This window comes from Streptomyces sp. NPDC048643 (assembly GCF_040650615.1).
Lineage (GTDB): Bacteria > Actinomycetota > Actinomycetes > Streptomycetales > Streptomycetaceae > Streptomyces.
The window spans coordinates 14,828-30,842 of the sequence record NZ_JBEZHO010000078.1 but is presented as its reverse complement, the minus strand read 5'-3'; the positions used below and the strand labels follow the sequence as shown (position 1 = coordinate 30,842).

The following is a 16,015-nucleotide window of genomic DNA, read 5'->3' as shown; positions in this document are numbered from 1 at the left end:
CTGCGTTGGCGCTGTTCGTCAGTTCAGCTGTTCGGTGTAGGTGACGTAGACGACCTCGGAGACGCCGGGCAGCACGGCTGTCCCAGCGGGCCCTGGTCCCTGGTCCCTGGTCCCTGGTCCCTGGTCCCTGGTCCCTGGCCGCCAGCATCTCCCGCGGCACCGCCCCCATCGGCGGCACCGGCGACCAAGGCGTCGACCTCACCACCCTCACCGACGACGGTGCCGCAACTGCCAACCAGGCCAAGCCCCATTGGTCGGCCCAATCGACGTTTATCGCCTCGCAGCTGGGGCGGTTTGCGGGGCGTCTTTGCTGCCGGGATAGTACCTGCGGTCCTTGGGGCAGTGTGTGGTACGACCTTCCGGGGGCGACTGCCCCCGTCGATGCTTTGAGGATCTTGAGAGGTGAGCGGGATCGCTGCTCCGGACTATGACTTTGCGAGCTTGTCCCCCTACGACTTCGAAGTGTTCGTCCGTGACTTGCTGTCCGCGCAGGATCGCTTGATCTACTCCACGTACCGGGTGGGTGCCGACGGGGGGATCGACCTAAAAGCGGCCACGGACCAGGGCTGGGTCGTGGTGCAGTGCAAGCACACGCCCTCGGCGGACAAGAGCTCAGTTCTCCGGGCTGCCAGGAGCGAGGCGGGCAAAGCGGCCGGCATGGGGTTCACGCTGGTCCGGTATCTCTTCGTCACGTCCGCTGAACTGACCCCTGGCGCCGAGAGGGAGACGCAGAAGGCGCTGGCGGGGGTCGCCGATACGGTGGAGGTGTACGGGCGAGGCTGGCTCAATGCCGTGCTCGCCTTGCACCCCGAGGTCGAGCGGCGGCATTTCAAGCTGTGGATCTCCTCGACGCAAGCGGTACGCGCCGTGATGCAGGGCGGGGTCTTCCTGCGCGGCGAGTCCAGGATCCAGCGTATCGAGCGCAACTATCTGCGCTTTGTGCATCACGAGACCTGCGAGGTCGCCGAGTCGGCCCTCGAGGAGCACGGCTGTGTGCTGCTGAGCGGGGCACCCGGTGCGGGCAAGACGACGATCGCCGAGTACCTGTTGCTGCTGTGGTGGCATCGCGGCTTCCGGGTGGTCGTTGACCCGCGGACCGTCGATCAGTGGTGGGCATGGCTGGGGGACGACACTCCCACGGTGTTCTTCTTCGACGACGCCTGGGGCCAGACACACCATCAGGACCACGGTTCCCGTCACCACGACACGGACATGTCCGAGTTCATCGAGTCGGTCGTGGAGCGGCAGACCAGCAGCTTGGCATCCAAGGTTTTGATCATGACGAGTCGGGTGCAGGTGTTGCAGGACACCGTGCGGCTCAGTGACGCCTCCCGACGAGCGGTCGAGCAACTCGCGCACTGTCACGTTCCGGTGGAGCGCCTCCCCTACGACGTCCGCAGCCGAATGCTGTTCAATCATGTCCACCTGTCCGTCACCAATCCGCAGACTCGGCAGGACCTTTCCGTCGGGGCTTGGTGGCAAGGCGTGGCCGGCCACCCGAACTACTCCCCTCGTCTCATCGAGATCGTCGTTCGGCGCAATGCGGCGAGGAGTGCCCAGGAGCTGATCGGCGACCTGGAAGAGGCACTGGAGAACCCTCACGAGATCTGGGGGGCGAGTTTCCGTGCGCTTCCGCCGGTCGATCAGCAGCTGTTGCTGACCCTGTCGCTGATGGACTCGCAATGGGCGCAGTGGCAGGACGTCATCCGGCGGCTGGGGGGCATCGCATCGTCGGAGTCTCACGTCGATGCCGCAGTCGAGCGGCTCAACGGCTCGTGGATCACGAAGGCGTTCGATGGCTCAAGCCCGGGCCTGGCCTTGGCCGATCCCAGCCAGCGGGACTTCCTCATCCGCTATTTATCCATGAGTCCCGGCGCGATGACCGCCATCATCAGGAACGCAGTGAGCTTCGATGATCTGATTCCTGTGTGCAGGAGGGGCGAGGCCACCGAGCTGGAAGTCAACCTGCGACTGTTCTCCAGCGGCGAAGACCTGTTCCGCGATGTTCTCGACATGTGCGCCCGGGAGTTGCTGACTCGGCTGCGGGAGCTGTGGAACCTCTACCCGTGCGATGCGGAAGATCTCGCCGGCGGGAGCTTTCGCGAACTGACCTCGCTCGTCGAAGCTCTGACTCTGATCGCGCGCTTTCACGGTGACCGCCATACAACTGCCGGGGCAGCGCTGCCGGCCGACTGGTTCGCCGACGCCCTCGCCCGCGTCACGCTGCTCGTGGACGGCCTGGGCATGACATCCATCGAACCGCTGGCTGAACTGGTTACGGAACTTGCTGCGGCAATCGAAGGTGCCACTCCCCTCTGGTCGCGCGGCCATTCGTTCCTCGATCCGATCTCTCGGATCCGCGAGGTGATCAGTCACGCCTGGGCCAGGCACGAACCGCGGATCGCCCGCCACCAGGGCACCGGCTACGAAGCAGACCTGGCCGACGCGCTGGTCCAGTACGCCAACTCACTGGCCGCTCTTGGTCTGGGACCGACCATCGACACGTACTCGCCCACCGACATCGACGCCTACCTGGCACGCTACTTCGACGACTACGACCCGGATAACATTGCCGAGCAGATCGACTCGATCGAGGATGTCGTCGGATGGACTTTCTCCGACACCCGCGAGCGACTGTCCCCGCTGCTCGACGCCGAGAAAGAGGAGATGCTGTCTTCGCCCAGGCGAGCCCCGGTCGTACTGCCCCGTCACATTCCTGTGACCGCGCCCCCCGCCGACACCACCGCCTCCGTGGCCGCCTTGTTCCGCTCCCTGGGCACTTCCTCGGCGCCTGAGCGAACTTGATGCTCTCCAGGCCTGACAGCCTGGGATTCCTGCCAGCCCCCGCCGAAGGCGGGGCCGGGTGAGCTCTGTTCCGCTGCGCTGCGCCGACACGGATACCGGTCGTACCGCGCCGACGCTGGTGGCGCACGCGGTGCGAACCAGCCATTGGCCTCGGGCGCCACATCCTTCTTCGACTATCCCGGAGAACCAGACTTGCGAGGACCCGGCCGGGTAAAGCCGGGACTCGCCACATGTGTGTGCTACGCGCCAATGCTGCAGATGAACAGCTCCGCCGCGGATACGCCTGCATGCGAAACAGCAGTCAGGCTGTGTCATCCGTGAGCACGCCCCGCTCAAGGAGTTGTTCGACACTCGTGCCACGCAGTCGGGCCATCTCGCAAAAAGCGTCCCGTTCCCGCTGCCAGTCCAGAGCTCGGCTGCTGGCGGATTGGCGGACGTATTCCTGCACCGAGATGCCCAGCACAGCGGCATGCTCACGGATGGCGGTCTGCTCCTCAGCCGTCCACCGCATACGGCCCTCCCATCTGATGACGTCATTTCACCCAGCCTTCATCTTCCCCTCGGCATTCGCCCGGCGGCGGAGAACGACCAAGCTGCAACGACAACTTCTCGTCAGCTGGAAGAGCTGAGGCGGTCGAGCCAAGAGCGGGCTGCGCTGGCTACGCGGCGGATGACCTGTTCGTCGGCACCGACCCTGGTGGTCACTCCAACGCTGCGGTTGAGGCGCGCATTCACCTGGCGATGTGTACTGCCTGTCGCCTGGACCAGTTCGTTGACCATATCCGTCAACCGGGCATGGGGATGTAGGTCAGTGTCAGTTCCGCCTTCATACTCCGAGTGCCACTCGGGTTCAGGGTCGTCCATAGACTCCACCTCAGAGCAGTCGGCGCAGAGGTCGAGCATCCCCTCAACCTGAGCTTGTCCGCAGCTCACGCACACCCACCCATCGCAATTTGCGCACGTCACCGTCGCTCCGTCGGAGTCACGCCCCAATGCACGCTCCTGCGAAATGCACTCGCCGATACACGCTTGCGAAGTGGAGTTCAGATCCGCTGCAGGCTTTGGTACGGCTCCGTGGGTCTCGCGCTCGGTGAGCTCTGCCCTCCAGCGGGCCGCGTTCTCTTTTGCGGACCGGTCGCGGGCCTGCTGACAGGCCGCCCGTTCCTCAGGGGTGAGGTGACCGGTGCAGGCGGCTACAGGTGAAGGAAGGTCGTCGTGGGCCGGCCATTCGGCAACTGCGCGGCGGCATCGGCGACCAGTGGTCTTGCCGTGACGAGTGCACCTCTTTTGCGGCCGTCCCTCTACGACGTCCTGGCTGTTAGTGGCGAGGGAGGGTTGCTTGGCGTGGGTCGTAGACGTCTGGCTGGGTACTGCTCCCTTGGCCAGCATCGTTTGCAGGAGCTGTCGCCAGTCGTTACCGATCTCTGGAAGCGCAGGCGCGGCAGTAATGCCGCTGATCTCCAGGCCATGCCGCTCTGCTACGTGCTCGAACACCGGCTGGATGGCTGTGTTGACGTCGTCGGTGAACCGGGGAACGAGGTGGGACGGCACGATGAGGACAGCGGCCTCCCGGTCCTCGGACCGGCTTTTGGGGGCTAGTTCCACGTCCTCTACCTTTACCAGGAGGGCAGCGGCCCGGTTGTCGCCCTGCTCGTGCATCAGGAACGCCGTCTGGGCGAGTACGCGATGCAAGGTGGATATCACTGGCACATCCGGCTGCAAGGAGGAGACAGGAGCCGTGACGGCGACAGGCGAGTGTGGCGGCGTCACTGGGCTTTCTGGCATGGGATGCACGAGAGCCGTTGTTTCCTCTTCAAGGACCGACTCGACGGAGGCCGGATGATTGAGGACCTTTCCAAGCGCTTCCTCGAGCACGCCGAGCGAGTCCGAGTTGACGAAATTATCCAATGCACCCGAACTGACCCAGGTCAGTATCAGTGTGGCGCCATCGTAGGAGGTCACTTTCACGTTCTGGCTCAGCAGAATCCAGGTGAACCGCCGCTGCTTCTTCGCTGTTTCCAGCACTTGCGGCCACAGTTCACGCATGACCTCCGTTTTGTCCGCCATACCATCTCCATCACGTCAGTTCTTTCAGCAAGTTAGGGGAAGCCACTGGAAAATAAGGGCATAACGAGGGCTGTTTACCTATACCGGAGCCTGCTCGAACTCGCCTGCTCAATCTGCCGTATAGTTAGACGCGAGATCCGCAGGGGTAGCTATTATCCCTTCATACGGCAAGAGCTGCGCTGCTACAGCCGCGAATCACTCCCGCCGACTGCGCCCCTCGGAGCCACATCCGTCTCTGACTGACCACCCGGCCGCGAAGCAATAAAGTGCCCCAGGCCCCTGGGGCACCCCCCGCGACGATCGTGCGCCCTGCTCTGCGCACCTCCGGTTCATGAATTCCCGCCGGCTTGCGTATCTCCGAGTGCTCCGACCCGACAGAAGCGGACCGAAGTCGTGCTCGGTGGCATGCTTGCGAATCAAGCGCTCTGGCGCCTTAACGGGATAGCCACTCATTTCATCCGCCAGGTATCGCACGGCCAGCTCCTGGTTGATCATCTGTCTTTCATCAGCGCTGCGGGATCCCCTCGCCAGCTTCCATCGGTTCCCTCGCATCGTGTCGGCGTGCACAGCGGCGGCCGGCCTGGCATGGCGACAGCGCGCAGCACTGATGTGCCTGGCGCGGGCGGCGTGTCGGACACGTCTCGAAGTTAAAGCGGGCTCGAGGCACGACGTGATTCTTCCGGTCATTTGTTCCAACGGATTGCCGGGACTCAACGCGTGTAGCGCGAGGCTGTCCGCCGACTGTTCTCCGATTGTCGGGCCCTGGCTGGATGTCCGTCCCGCCAATGGCCACCGGCGGAACGTTCGCCTCGTCTCGTTGCTTGCAGCATCATCGATGCAGGTGGCAGCGCTCTTTGGTCGGGCAAGGTGCAAGCTCAGGCCTCCGTCTTCACGGAGGGGCTGGGGCACTGTAGAGGCAGGGTCTGACAATGCGTCCGCGCGGCCGGTGCGGCCGGGATGGCGTGAAATTTCGGCTACCGTCCGGTATTGAAACGGGATGCTTCATGCACTACCGGATGGGTGCGCCAGGATGCGCCCCATGAGTCTCACCTCGTATCTCAAGGACCCGACTTCGGTGATGTCGCGGTTTCTCTCCGAACATCTGCCAGGAGTCGGTGACCTGTCAGCGGACTACCGCAGGCGTCTGGCTCGCTATCCGGTGCCGGTAGACGCCGCCAGCGCAAGACAGCGCTCGGAGTACCGGATGCTGGGCCACACGATCGACCACCGGCTGCGGGCATAAGCCGGGACCTGGAGCCGTGGCCCCGGCCAGCTGTTGTGGGCCAAGGCCGGTTTCCTCTGCAGCCCCGCCTATTGGACAGTGTCTCGGCTCTCAGTCGGTCCCTTCCGTCCCGATTTCCTCCTGCGTACATGAGAGTTGTTCGTGATCCCTCTGTCTCCCGAAGCACCCCGGCAGGCTGATCCCCCGCCGCGACTGAGCATCGGCCGTCGCTTCGCTGATCCGGCACACATGACCGCACGGTTCATCCGCCCTGACGGCACCGAGCACGAACGGCCCTGGCTGGAGACGGCTGGAGAACAGCGGCTGGAGGAGTGCCTGCCGGTGCGGCGGTTCCCCGTCTGCAAGGGGCGGCGCTCGGCGCCGGGCTGGTACTGGTCCGCGACCGACAGGTGCCTGGTGCACCATGGGTTCAAGGCCATGCGCACGCAGCTCATGATGCTGGACCACGATCCGGTGGTGACGGCTCTGGCCTGTCGGCCGGTGGAGCTGTCGTGGCATGGCCGGGGCGGCAGGACCGTGTCGCACGCGCCGCACCTGATGGCACGTCTGGCGGACGGCAGCGGACTGCTGGTGGACTGTGCGGGCCGGTTCGGGGCGGGACGGCGACTGGTTTGGCGGGCCGCCCACCTGGAGGGTGCTGCGGCCGCCGCAGGCTGGCACTACCGTCTGATCGGACCGCCGCAGCCCGTGGTGGAGGCCAACGTGCGCTGGCTTGCCGGCTACCGGCATCCGCGGTACGCGCAGGACCGGTTGCCGGAGGTGGCTGAATGTTTCCGGGCGCCGACGGCGCTGGCCGAGGGGGTGCGGCTGCTGGGTGATCCGATCGCGGTGTGGCCGTCGGTGTTCCACGCACTGTGGGTGGGCGTGCTGATCGTGCCGCTGGAACGCCCGCTGCACGAGCGGACCATCGCGGTGGCATGCGCGGAGGACGGGCGGTGAGCCGGCCCCTGCTCAGGCCCGGCACCGGCGTGCGTTACGGCAACCGGGAATGGACCGTCGCGGGTGTCGAGGGATCCTCGGCGTCCGGTGCGCGGATCTGGCTCTCCGGGACGGAGGAGAAGGACGGGCAGGACACTCTGGCGGTGTTCGGGCTGGCGGAGCTGCTCGGCGATGCATCGTTCGAGCTAGTCGGGGGTCCGCCGCGTCTGCGGGTACCGCAGATGGGTCTACTGTCGACGGTGTCTGAGGGCGAGCAGTGGCGTGCGTTCGAACTGGAGCGGCACGTCCGCGAGGTGGAGACGGGGCGTCCCACCCCGGACGGCACGTCGTCGGTGAGACCTGAGTACGATCCCGCGTCCACCACCCTGGCCCAGCGTGAGCAGGCGAAGGCCGACGAACTGGCCGCGCAGGGCTGGGCGGACGTGAGCCGGGCGACGGTGCGCAGGTGGCGGGCCCGCTACCACGCGGACGGCGTGTGGGGGCTGGTCAAGAAGCGTCGCAGCTCGGCTCGGCTGATCCGCGCCGATCCCCGAGTGGTCGAGGCGCTGCGCGCCCTGCTGCCTGTCGAGGCTTCCCGCTCCCGGTCGCGGGGGTGGAAGAAGCGGATGCGGGGAGAGGTGCAGTGGTGGCTGGACGACCACTACGGCGAACCCGGCCGGCGGACGGTCGAGGTGCCGCCGCAGTCCACGTTCAACAGGCTCCTCGACACGGTGGAGGCATCCCTCGGGTTGCAGGGGACGGTGGCGCAGCGGCGTGCCCGCGCCGCTCGTCCGGCCCCGCCGTTCGCCACGACGCTGGCGCTGCGTCCGGGTGAGCTCGTGATGCTGGACAGTTCGCCGCTGGACGTGCTGGTGGTCTTGGACGACGGGGTGGTGGGGCGGCTGGAGCTGACCATCGCCGTGGATGTGGCCGTGCGCGGTCTGTGGGGGGTATTGCGGCCGGTGGGGAGCAAGTTGACGGATGTGGCGGTGCTGCTGGCGCAGATGATGACGCCGATGGTGATGCGGCCCGGTTGGTCTGCGGCGCTGTCGATGGTCTCCTCGGTCGTGCCGCACGAGCGGCTGACCGGCATCGACGAGCGGCTGAAGGACGCGGCGGCCCGCCCCGTGATCGTGCCCGAGACGGTCGTGGTCGACCAGGGCAAGGTGTTCGTCTCTGCGGCCACCCGGGCCGCGTGCGAGAGCCTGGGGATCTCGCTGCAGCCGGTGCCTCCGGCCAACGGACCGGCCAAGGGCCATGTGGAGAGGCCATTCGGTTCGATCAATTCGCTGTTCTGCCAGTGGCTGCCCGGCCACACCGGCTCGAACGTGAGCGAGCGCGGCTCCAAGATCGAGCAGGAGCCGTTGTGGACTGTGGCTGAACTCCGGGAGCTGTGGGAGGAGTTCCTCGTGCACTGGCACCACCGCCCGCACGCGGGGCTGCGGCATCCGCTGATGCCGAAGAAGGCTCTCACCCCGAACCAGATGTGGGCGGCGATGCTGCCCGTCGCTGGGTACGTACCGGTGCCCTTGTCCGCGGACGACTTCGTGGAGCTGCTGCCGGTGCGCTGGCAGCCGATCACCGATGCCGGTATTCGGTTCGACTACCGGACCTACGACGGCAGTTGTCTCAACGGCCACCGCGGGCAGGACTCGGGGGTGCGGGCGGAAAAGGGCCGCTGGGAGGTGCACCACAATCCCTACGATCCGGTCCGGATCTGGGTCCGGCTGCCGGAGGGTTTCCGTGAGGTGGCGTGGATCCACGCCACTTCGGTCACTCTCCCGTTCACGCACCACGTCTGGGAACACATCCGCAAGGTGGTCAAGCGCACCGGCTCGCGTGAGGAACACGAGGCCGAACTGGCCCTGGCCCTGGACGCCTTCCTCAGACGGGCCGCGGGCAAGGAGAAGCTGTCCAGCGTGGAGCGGCGGGTGATGGCGAAGTCCCGTGCCTCGGAAACCCTGCCGGTGCCCGCGGGCGAGATCAACGTGCTGGACGTGCTCGCCCCGTCGTTCGGGCTGGCCGGCGTGTACGCGGCACCGGATCCCGACGACGAGACCCTGCCGGACGAGGACGACGGGGACGTCGTCGGTGACGGGCCGGAGGCCAGTCAGGTCTCGGGAGGGTCTTTCATCCTCAGCGACCAGGACCTTGAGGAGGACCAGTGGCTGCCGTAACTGCTGCCGTGGGCGGCGACTTCTCCGACGGCGATGCCACTCCCGGCGCGGTCACGGACTGCGTCCGGTGGCAGGAGTACGTCTGCCGTCTGCGTGTGACCGCCCCGCCGGTGGACGACCCGTCCTGGGACCGTACGAGGCTGCTGGATTACCACTCGGAGTTCGTCACCCTCAAGACGCCTTCCGTGGAGCGGGCGAAGGCGGAGCTGAGGGTCACTCTGCTGGTGAACAACAAGCAGCCGAGCACGGCCCGGCGCGGGCTGATCGTGTCCGGGCCGCCGGGGGCGGGAAAGTCGACCACACTCATGGAACTTGGCCGGTCCTTCGAACTGAGCGAACGGCGCCGTCGGCCGGGCCTGGAGGGCTCCATGCCCGTGCTGTTCGCTTCCGTCCCGCCCACCTACACTCCCAGGAACCTGGCCAAGGTCCTCGCCCGGTTCGCCGGTATTCCCGTCCACGACCGGATGACCGAACACACCATCACTAACGCCGTGTGCCATGTCCTGTCGGAGCGGGGCACCCGGCTGGTGTTCATCGACGACGTGCACCTGCTCAATACCCGTACCCGGCCCGGCGCCGACACTTCCGACCAGGTCAAGACCCTGATGGAACGAGTACCCGCTACGTTCGTGCTGGCCGGCGTCAACGTGGAGGACTCACCGCTGCTGACCGGGCCCCGCGGCGCCCAACTCGCCGCTCGCTGCAAACTCCTGCGCACTCCCCCGCTGCTCAACGGCACCCCGGAGCAAAAGAAGGTGTGGCGCATGCTCCTGGGTGACATGGAGGGAGCACTGCGACTGGCCCACCACCGATCCGGAACGCTGGTACGTCACGCCGCCTACATCCATCTCCGCACCGGCGGCGTGATGGCCAGTCTCTCCCTCCTCGTCAGGGAGGCCGCGATCCGCTCCGTCCTGGACGGAAGCCTCGCGATCACAAAGAAGCATATGTCGCAAGTGCTCCTCGACGTCCAGGCCACGAACGCAGCGCGCGTCACCCTCCGGCAACGCCCCGGCAACTGAGCGGCACAGCGGAAGGCCCCACCCGGGCCTTCCGGCGCTGGCCCGCCCATAGTCCCCCTTTCCCCTCTCTGACGGGGCGCTGAGTCATGGCCGCATTCCTGGCCCGACCTGCCCTCAACGCCCCACGTGCAAAGGATAATGTCGGTGCAAGCCTCCGCTTCCACGCTTGTTCGTATCCCGCCCGTAGCAGGGGAACTGACCGGCTCCTGGTTCCGGAGGATGGCTGCCTCTTACGGTCTGCCCGCGCAGGACTTGCTGCGGGGCATCCTGAGCAGCGCGCACCGGGTGCGTGTGACGGGGACCCCGGACACCGGCCTGGAACTGTTCCTCAACGCACCCGCACGAACGGCCCTGGCCCGCTCCACCGGTTTTCCCCTGTCCCGGCTCGCCTGCCTTCTGCCAGCTCTCGCCGCCCCGCATGGGCGGCTCGTGGACGACGAGGACCTGCGGGCAGCCTGGTACAGGCCGGGTGAGGCGTGGGTGGGGGCCTGTCTTGCGTGTACCGGGCGGGCTTGGCGGCCTGGTCGGCCGGTCCTGGTCTACCCGGGAGCCGCCGGGCACATCTGCCGACGTCATCAGCGCTGGCTCCTCGCGCATCCCGGGAGGCCGGCGAGCATTCCGCTGGAGGCCCTGCCCGAGGTCCTTGCTGCTCACCGCCACCACACCGCTCTCCTACGGGCCCGGCCGGATGCCGTGAACGCGGTAGCCCTCGCCGCGGCGGTGGTGTGGTCGTGGCAGGTACAGGGGTGGAGATCCGAGGCGGTCTGGCAGGACCGCATACGCCGACTGGCCGTGGTCACGGGATCCGTGCCAGCGGCCGTGGTGCCGCATGCGCTGGTGTCCTACCCAGAGACGATCGCCGTGGCCCGGCTGCTCGGTGCTCCGCGCTGGCAGCATCGGCTGCGCGAGACCGACGCGGCCGAAGGGACCGCCGCCGCAATGGAGTTGCTGCTCCAAGAAATCAGCCGCCAGGCCGATAGGCCGTGGCTCGCCGACTGGCTGGCCGCCTACACCCGGACCAGGCCCAGAACAGTCTCGCAGGCCGATCCCCTCGATCGGTGGCTGCACCGGCTCACCGCTGCGGACGGCATCGAAAGCAACGGCCTCTGGACGGTGCACCGGGCGGAAGCACGACCCACCGAGTACAGCGACCGCGCCGGGCTCCTCACAGACCGCCGTCCCCGCACCGTCTGCGAAGAGGCCGGGGCGGCCTTCCTGACCGGTGGCTGGGAACCGGTACCCGCACTGCAGCTCGGACCGGCGCCATGCCCGTGACATCTCCGGGCCCCGGCTCCCCCGCCCGTCGGCTCCGCCCCGGCCGTATCGCGTCGGCGTCCGCAGGCCGCCACACACCGCACACCCCTAAGGAGAGACACACCCATGGCATCGATCAGTCCGGAGTACGCCAACCAGTTGCTGGCGGAGCTCACCGAGGGCTGTCCCGTCCCCGCGGCGCCCGCCTCGCTGTCCCGCTACACCTTCCAGATCAGCAACCACGTCCTCATCGGAGACACCGCCGTCCGCGGCTACAAGTACAAGGGCCGGTGGCGGCTGGACGACCGGAACATCCGCGCGGCCGGCAACCGGCTCGCCTCGCTCCCTTTCGACCCCGACGACCTGGTCGACGCCCGTCTCTCGTCCGCCGAGCACAACCGGACGTGGCGCTCACAGATCCACCGCTGGTTCGAGCACATCTCCTACCAGGACCAGAGCGCCAACGGCTGCCGCTGCGAAGGACAGCAGCCATGCAGCAGCACCCGGCCCAACCGCTACGGTCTGGGGTGCGGAGCAACGTTCGAGCAGGTCAAGGAACGCTACGGCCGGTCGCCCATCGCGTGCACCAGCCCTCTGCCGCTGCTAACGTGGTCCGGCACCACTTGGATGGTCCCGCGCGCCTACGCCGCCCTCCTCGACCGGGCAGACCAGGTCACCGCTGAGTGCGTCGAACAGGCAGCCCGATGCAGCCGCTGCAACGCCACCGGCGACGTCTGGAAGTGGCGTACATCCAGCAACAGCGGCTACACCACCCTGTGCCCCGCATGCGCCGCCTCCGTCGCCCGCCCCTACAAGGACCACCTGCGCGGCCGGCAGTACACGTCGCTGCCGAAGAACTCGCAGCCGGAAGTGTTCTTGTGCAGGATGTGCCCCGACCCGCGCCAAGCGCTGTACTGGGACCATTGCCACGAGCACGGATTCGTGCGCGGGCCGGTGTGCGCCAGCTGCAACACCTACGAAGGCAGCGGCCACAGGTTCATCCAACGGCCGGGCGCGCTCCGCCACCTCCTGCTGTGCAGCGGCTGCCGCCGCGACAGGACCGTGCCGCCGCGCCACCAGCCCGACATCGTGCTGCAGACGTTCGTGCCCGACCCGCACGGCCCGTGTGCGAGGCAGCCCGACTCCGCGTGGGGTTCAGTGGAGGAAGACGGGTCGATCCGTTTCCGGATGCGCTGCTGGCAGTGCGCGTTTGCACCCCAGTGGGAGCAGGTCGTGCAGGCCGATCAGGTCAGGCAGCTGGTACGGGAGTTCGTCGACAAGGCCCTGGAGTCTGGCGCCGACAACCCCGGCCAGAACTCCACCTGAGGTCCCCCTTTCCTTGCCTTCTCTCGGACCGGCTTCTGACCCGGCTCGAGGGTAACCCGCCCTGGCGCTCCCGTTACCCGGCCCCGCTGAGGCGGAAGGCGGTGCCGTGGAGGCGCTCTTGAGAGAGATGCCCTCTTCGAAACGACGGACAAGGCGGTGACCGCGGCAGAGACTTCGCTGGCGACGGATCTGGTGAGCTCCTGAGGCTGGTGGTGAGCGGGGCCTTATCTGATGGTGAATGGAGGGCAGTCGGAATAGGGACAGTTCTGCGCGTGGCTCCTGTCGCGGGTGAGACAACGTGGTCGTTTCTGCACCGAGTGGCCGCCACCTACTGTTTACAGTTCACTGATCTGGCGGCGTGGTGGCGGTGGGTGAATCCGATACCCCGCCGCCACGGTGAGCGTCCGGACGGGGAGGTGCTGCTGGATGCGGCTGCGCGGGCGCAACTGGCGGGGTGGTGCCGGATTCCGGCCGGGCATCTGATGCGGGCGCTGCCGTCCTGGACGGCCGGACCCGAGGTACCGGCCGACCGTAACCGAGGCGCGGGCGCGCAGGGTTGGGCGCGGTGGCGTGTCGGGGCGCTGGAGTGGGGTCCGGTGGTGTTCGCCTGCCGGCTGTGTGCGGCCCAGCGCGGAGCCGGCCACGATCGGGTGTGGGTATACCGGCCGCCGTGGCGGCGACTGTGCGCACGGCATAGCCGATGGCTGCTGAAGGCAGGTGAGGGGCATCCGCTGGAGTTCGTCGATGTGAGCACGATGGTCGGGGAGTTGGGGCGGGCGCAGCAGCGATGGGGCCGGGTGGAGGCGGCTGCTCAGGCGGCCGGCGTGGTGCCGGGTGAGGTGTTCGCGCTGGCGCGGGCGGTGGTGTGCGGGTGGTGGGAGCAGGAGGAGTTCTGGGCGTGGGAGGTCGTGTGGGTGTCGCGGCTGGATGGCGTGGTCGCGGCGACGCGGCGGTGGTGCAGCGGTGTGGCGGGCTGGGGTGACGCACAGTGGCGGCTGCTGGTACGGGATGCAGTGGTGTTCCCGGAGGTCGTAGCCGTAGCGGCAGCACTGGTCGATAAGGGGCTGGTGGAGCAGGCAGGGAAGCAGGTGGAGGGGCTGCTGCGGGATCGAGCGGGTGTGGAGCCGTTCGCAGCGATGCTGGGTGAGCGGCTGGGCCGGCCCTGGCTGGCCTCAGTGGAGACGGTCGGTACACCGGGGCCGTTGGCACGATGGGTGACCGTGACAACCCGCGAGCAGCGAAGGCCCGACGGGGCGCTGCCGTTGCGAGGGTTCAAGGGGAAGTGGTCGGTGCGCGGCCCCCATCGACCGGTGGAAGTGGGAGCCGGTCTGCTTCTGCTGGCCCCGTCGTCACCAGCCGATGACAGCGGACAGGACGGGGGTGCAACGGGGGGATGCCTGAGCAGACAGTCGGTAGCGAGGCAGCCTTCTGCTGGACCCGGTTGGGCGTTGCGGCAGCGGGATGCGGAGCTTTTCGCCCAGGGGGTGGAGCGCGCCCGATGTCAGGTGGAGCGGTTCGGGCATCTGGCTCTGGCGCACACCGAGAACGGGGTAGTGGACGGGTTCGACCTGGGGCGCTGGCTGGCCAGGCGGCGTGCGGAGGCCCTTTCCCTGACTGCGGAGCAGGCGGCGCAGCTCGCGCAGCTGGATCCGTGGTGGAATCCGCCGTGGCCAGTGGGCTGGCAGCGCTTCTGGTACCGAGCTCGGCGATATGTGGGCGAGCACGGGCCGGTGCACGGCGCGGACAACCTGGACGGGCTGGCGCAAGGGCTGCAGACCTGGCTGCGCCGCCAGATCTTGCTGTACGAGAAGCTGCACCCCGGCCAGCGGGAACTGTTGGCTGAACTCGGTCTGACCGCAGGCGAGGTCGAACGGTTCCGGGCTTGGCCTGCACGGCGCCGTCACCCCGGCGAAGCCCTCTCCGTGGCGCAGGCTTATGCCGTACGGTTCGGGCATCTTGCAGTAACCGGGGCTACCGTCATCGACGGCTTCTCCCTGGACGCCTGGCTCAGCAGCGCACGCCGACGCCAGCGCACCGCGGGCAGGCTCACTCGGCTGGGAACCCGGCTGAGCGCGCTCGATGCCTGGTGGAATCCTCCGTGGGCGCTGTCCTGGCAGCGGATGTGGTGGGCAGCGCATCACCACGTCCACGGCCTCCCGGAAGGCGCACGGTGGTGGCCGGATGCGCCGGGGGCAGAAGGGGCACTGGCCTGGCTGCGTCAACAGCACGCCCACTCGCCGCTGTTGCTGCCCGGCCAGCAGCAGCTCATCGCAGACCTGATGCGCATCGGCGGCCGGGGGCCGGTGTGGCAGCCACGGATCAGCGACCAAGCCTGGCAGACCCTCGCGGAGTTGCTGCCCTCCCGCCCTGCGGGCGATCGCCGGTACCGCAGTGAGCGGCAGATCCTCGAAGCCATCATCCACATAGCCTGCACTAGCCATTCATGGCCCCATATCCCCAAAGAACTCGGCAGCTTCGCCACTTGCCGTATCCGCTTTCAACGCTGGCACGCCGACGGCACCCTGGCCCGCATCTGCCATACCGTGCTGCCCGAATCTGACACTCACTGGCAGCAGCAACTCGCCGACTACATCGGTCGACCAGCGGTCGACAGGTGACCTCAGGTCGGGCAACCAGGGCAGACTCGTTACGGTGGCGGCCTCCGCCCGACGCGTGCTGGCAGCGGTTGGATGGATCCCCGACGCTCAAGCGGGACGGGCCGGGCGCTCGCTGTCCTCCGGAACAGGCTGGCGCTGGTCTTTACTGCACCCTCGCCTGGCCGGGCGAGGACGGCAATGGTGTCGTACGGGTCGGAAAGCACGAAGGTTGGTCGTTCGCTCTGGAGTACGGGGTGGGGCATGCGGGATGGTGCGGTTTGGTTCACTGGCCGGCGTTGTATGGCCAGGCTGTCGGGAGAGCGTGCTCTTCGCCGCTCCCAGTCCAGCGGCCCGTGATGAGCCAGAGTTCGTAGTGCAGGAGCCAGGCCGAGGTCCACGGCAGGATGGTCTGGGATAGGAACATGTGATCGTTCCATTCCCCGGGCAGGTGCAGGCACAGGTCGCCACTGGCGTAGACGTGCGGAAGGTGTGTGGCGTCCGGGTGCAGTGCCAGAGGCGGGTCGATGACAGTCACGCGGGGGTTACCTCGGTGGCGGTAAGCGATCCTGACCGTATAGCGCCTGCTGACGGGGGCAGGCTGCAGAG

The 16,015-nt window shown here is 67.5% G+C and carries 10 protein-coding genes; 8 read left to right on the top strand and 2 right to left on the bottom strand.

Annotation, left to right across the window (positions count from 1 at the left end):
• Positions 1-402: 402 nt before the first annotated feature.
• Positions 403-2,805, top strand: coding sequence for a restriction endonuclease (locus tag AB0C62_RS40140; protein WP_362981996.1), 2,403 nt, complete (start codon positions 403-405; stop codon positions 2,803-2,805).
• 612 nt (positions 2,806-3,417) lie between these two features.
• On the opposite strand, the gene AB0C62_RS40135 is transcribed toward AB0C62_RS40140, so the two are convergent.
• Positions 3,418-4,872 carry a hypothetical protein gene (locus tag AB0C62_RS40135; protein WP_362981994.1) on the bottom strand — a complete coding sequence of 485 codons (1,455 nt, stop codon included), beginning with the start codon at positions 4,870-4,872 and terminating at the stop codon, positions 3,418-3,420.
• Positions 4,873-5,911: 1,039 nt separating this feature from the next.
• Here AB0C62_RS40135 and AB0C62_RS40130 point away from each other — a divergent pair.
• The 7 genes from AB0C62_RS40130 to AB0C62_RS40100 all read left to right on the top strand — a co-directional run bounded on the left by AB0C62_RS40130 (position 5,912) and on the right by AB0C62_RS40100 (position 15,430).
• Positions 5,912-6,115 (top strand): hypothetical protein, encoded by a 204-nt coding sequence (locus AB0C62_RS40130; RefSeq protein ID WP_362981992.1) that lies wholly within the window; start codon positions 5,912-5,914, stop codon positions 6,113-6,115.
• 228 nt (positions 6,116-6,343) lie between these two features.
• Complete coding sequence (locus tag AB0C62_RS40125) at positions 6,344-7,054, top strand: TnsA-like heteromeric transposase endonuclease subunit (protein WP_362981990.1); 711 nt, start codon at positions 6,344-6,346, stop codon at positions 7,052-7,054.
• Positions 7,051-9,210 (top strand): transposase, encoded by a 2,160-nt coding sequence (locus AB0C62_RS40120; protein WP_362981988.1) that lies wholly within the window; start codon positions 7,051-7,053, stop codon positions 9,208-9,210. The genes AB0C62_RS40125 and AB0C62_RS40120 overlap by 4 nt, the downstream gene beginning before the upstream one ends.
• Positions 9,198-10,232, top strand: a complete 1,035-nt coding sequence (locus tag AB0C62_RS40115) for an ATP-binding protein (RefSeq protein ID WP_362981986.1) — start codon at positions 9,198-9,200, stop codon at positions 10,230-10,232. Before AB0C62_RS40120 ends, AB0C62_RS40115 begins: the two co-directional genes overlap by 13 nt.
• 138 nt (positions 10,233-10,370) lie before the next feature.
• Positions 10,371-11,507 (top strand): TniQ family protein, encoded by a 1,137-nt coding sequence (locus AB0C62_RS40110; protein WP_362981984.1) that lies wholly within the window; start codon positions 10,371-10,373, stop codon positions 11,505-11,507.
• 105 nt (positions 11,508-11,612) lie between these two features.
• On the top strand, positions 11,613-12,812 hold the full coding sequence (locus AB0C62_RS40105; protein ID WP_362981982.1) for an endonuclease domain-containing protein: 1,200 nt from the start codon (positions 11,613-11,615) through the stop codon (positions 12,810-12,812).
• Between the two features lie 317 nt (positions 12,813-13,129).
• A complete protein-coding gene (locus AB0C62_RS40100) occupies positions 13,130-15,430 on the top strand; it encodes a transposase (protein ID WP_362981980.1) in 2,301 nt (766 codons plus the stop codon).
• A gap of 262 nt (positions 15,431-15,692) precedes the next feature.
• Here the strand turns inward: AB0C62_RS40100 and AB0C62_RS40095 are convergent, their stop codons facing one another.
• Positions 15,693-15,944: a hypothetical protein gene (locus tag AB0C62_RS40095; RefSeq protein WP_362981978.1), complete on the bottom strand. Its 252-nt coding sequence runs from the start codon at positions 15,942-15,944 to the stop codon at positions 15,693-15,695.
• Between the last annotated feature and the right edge of the window lie 71 nt (positions 15,945-16,015).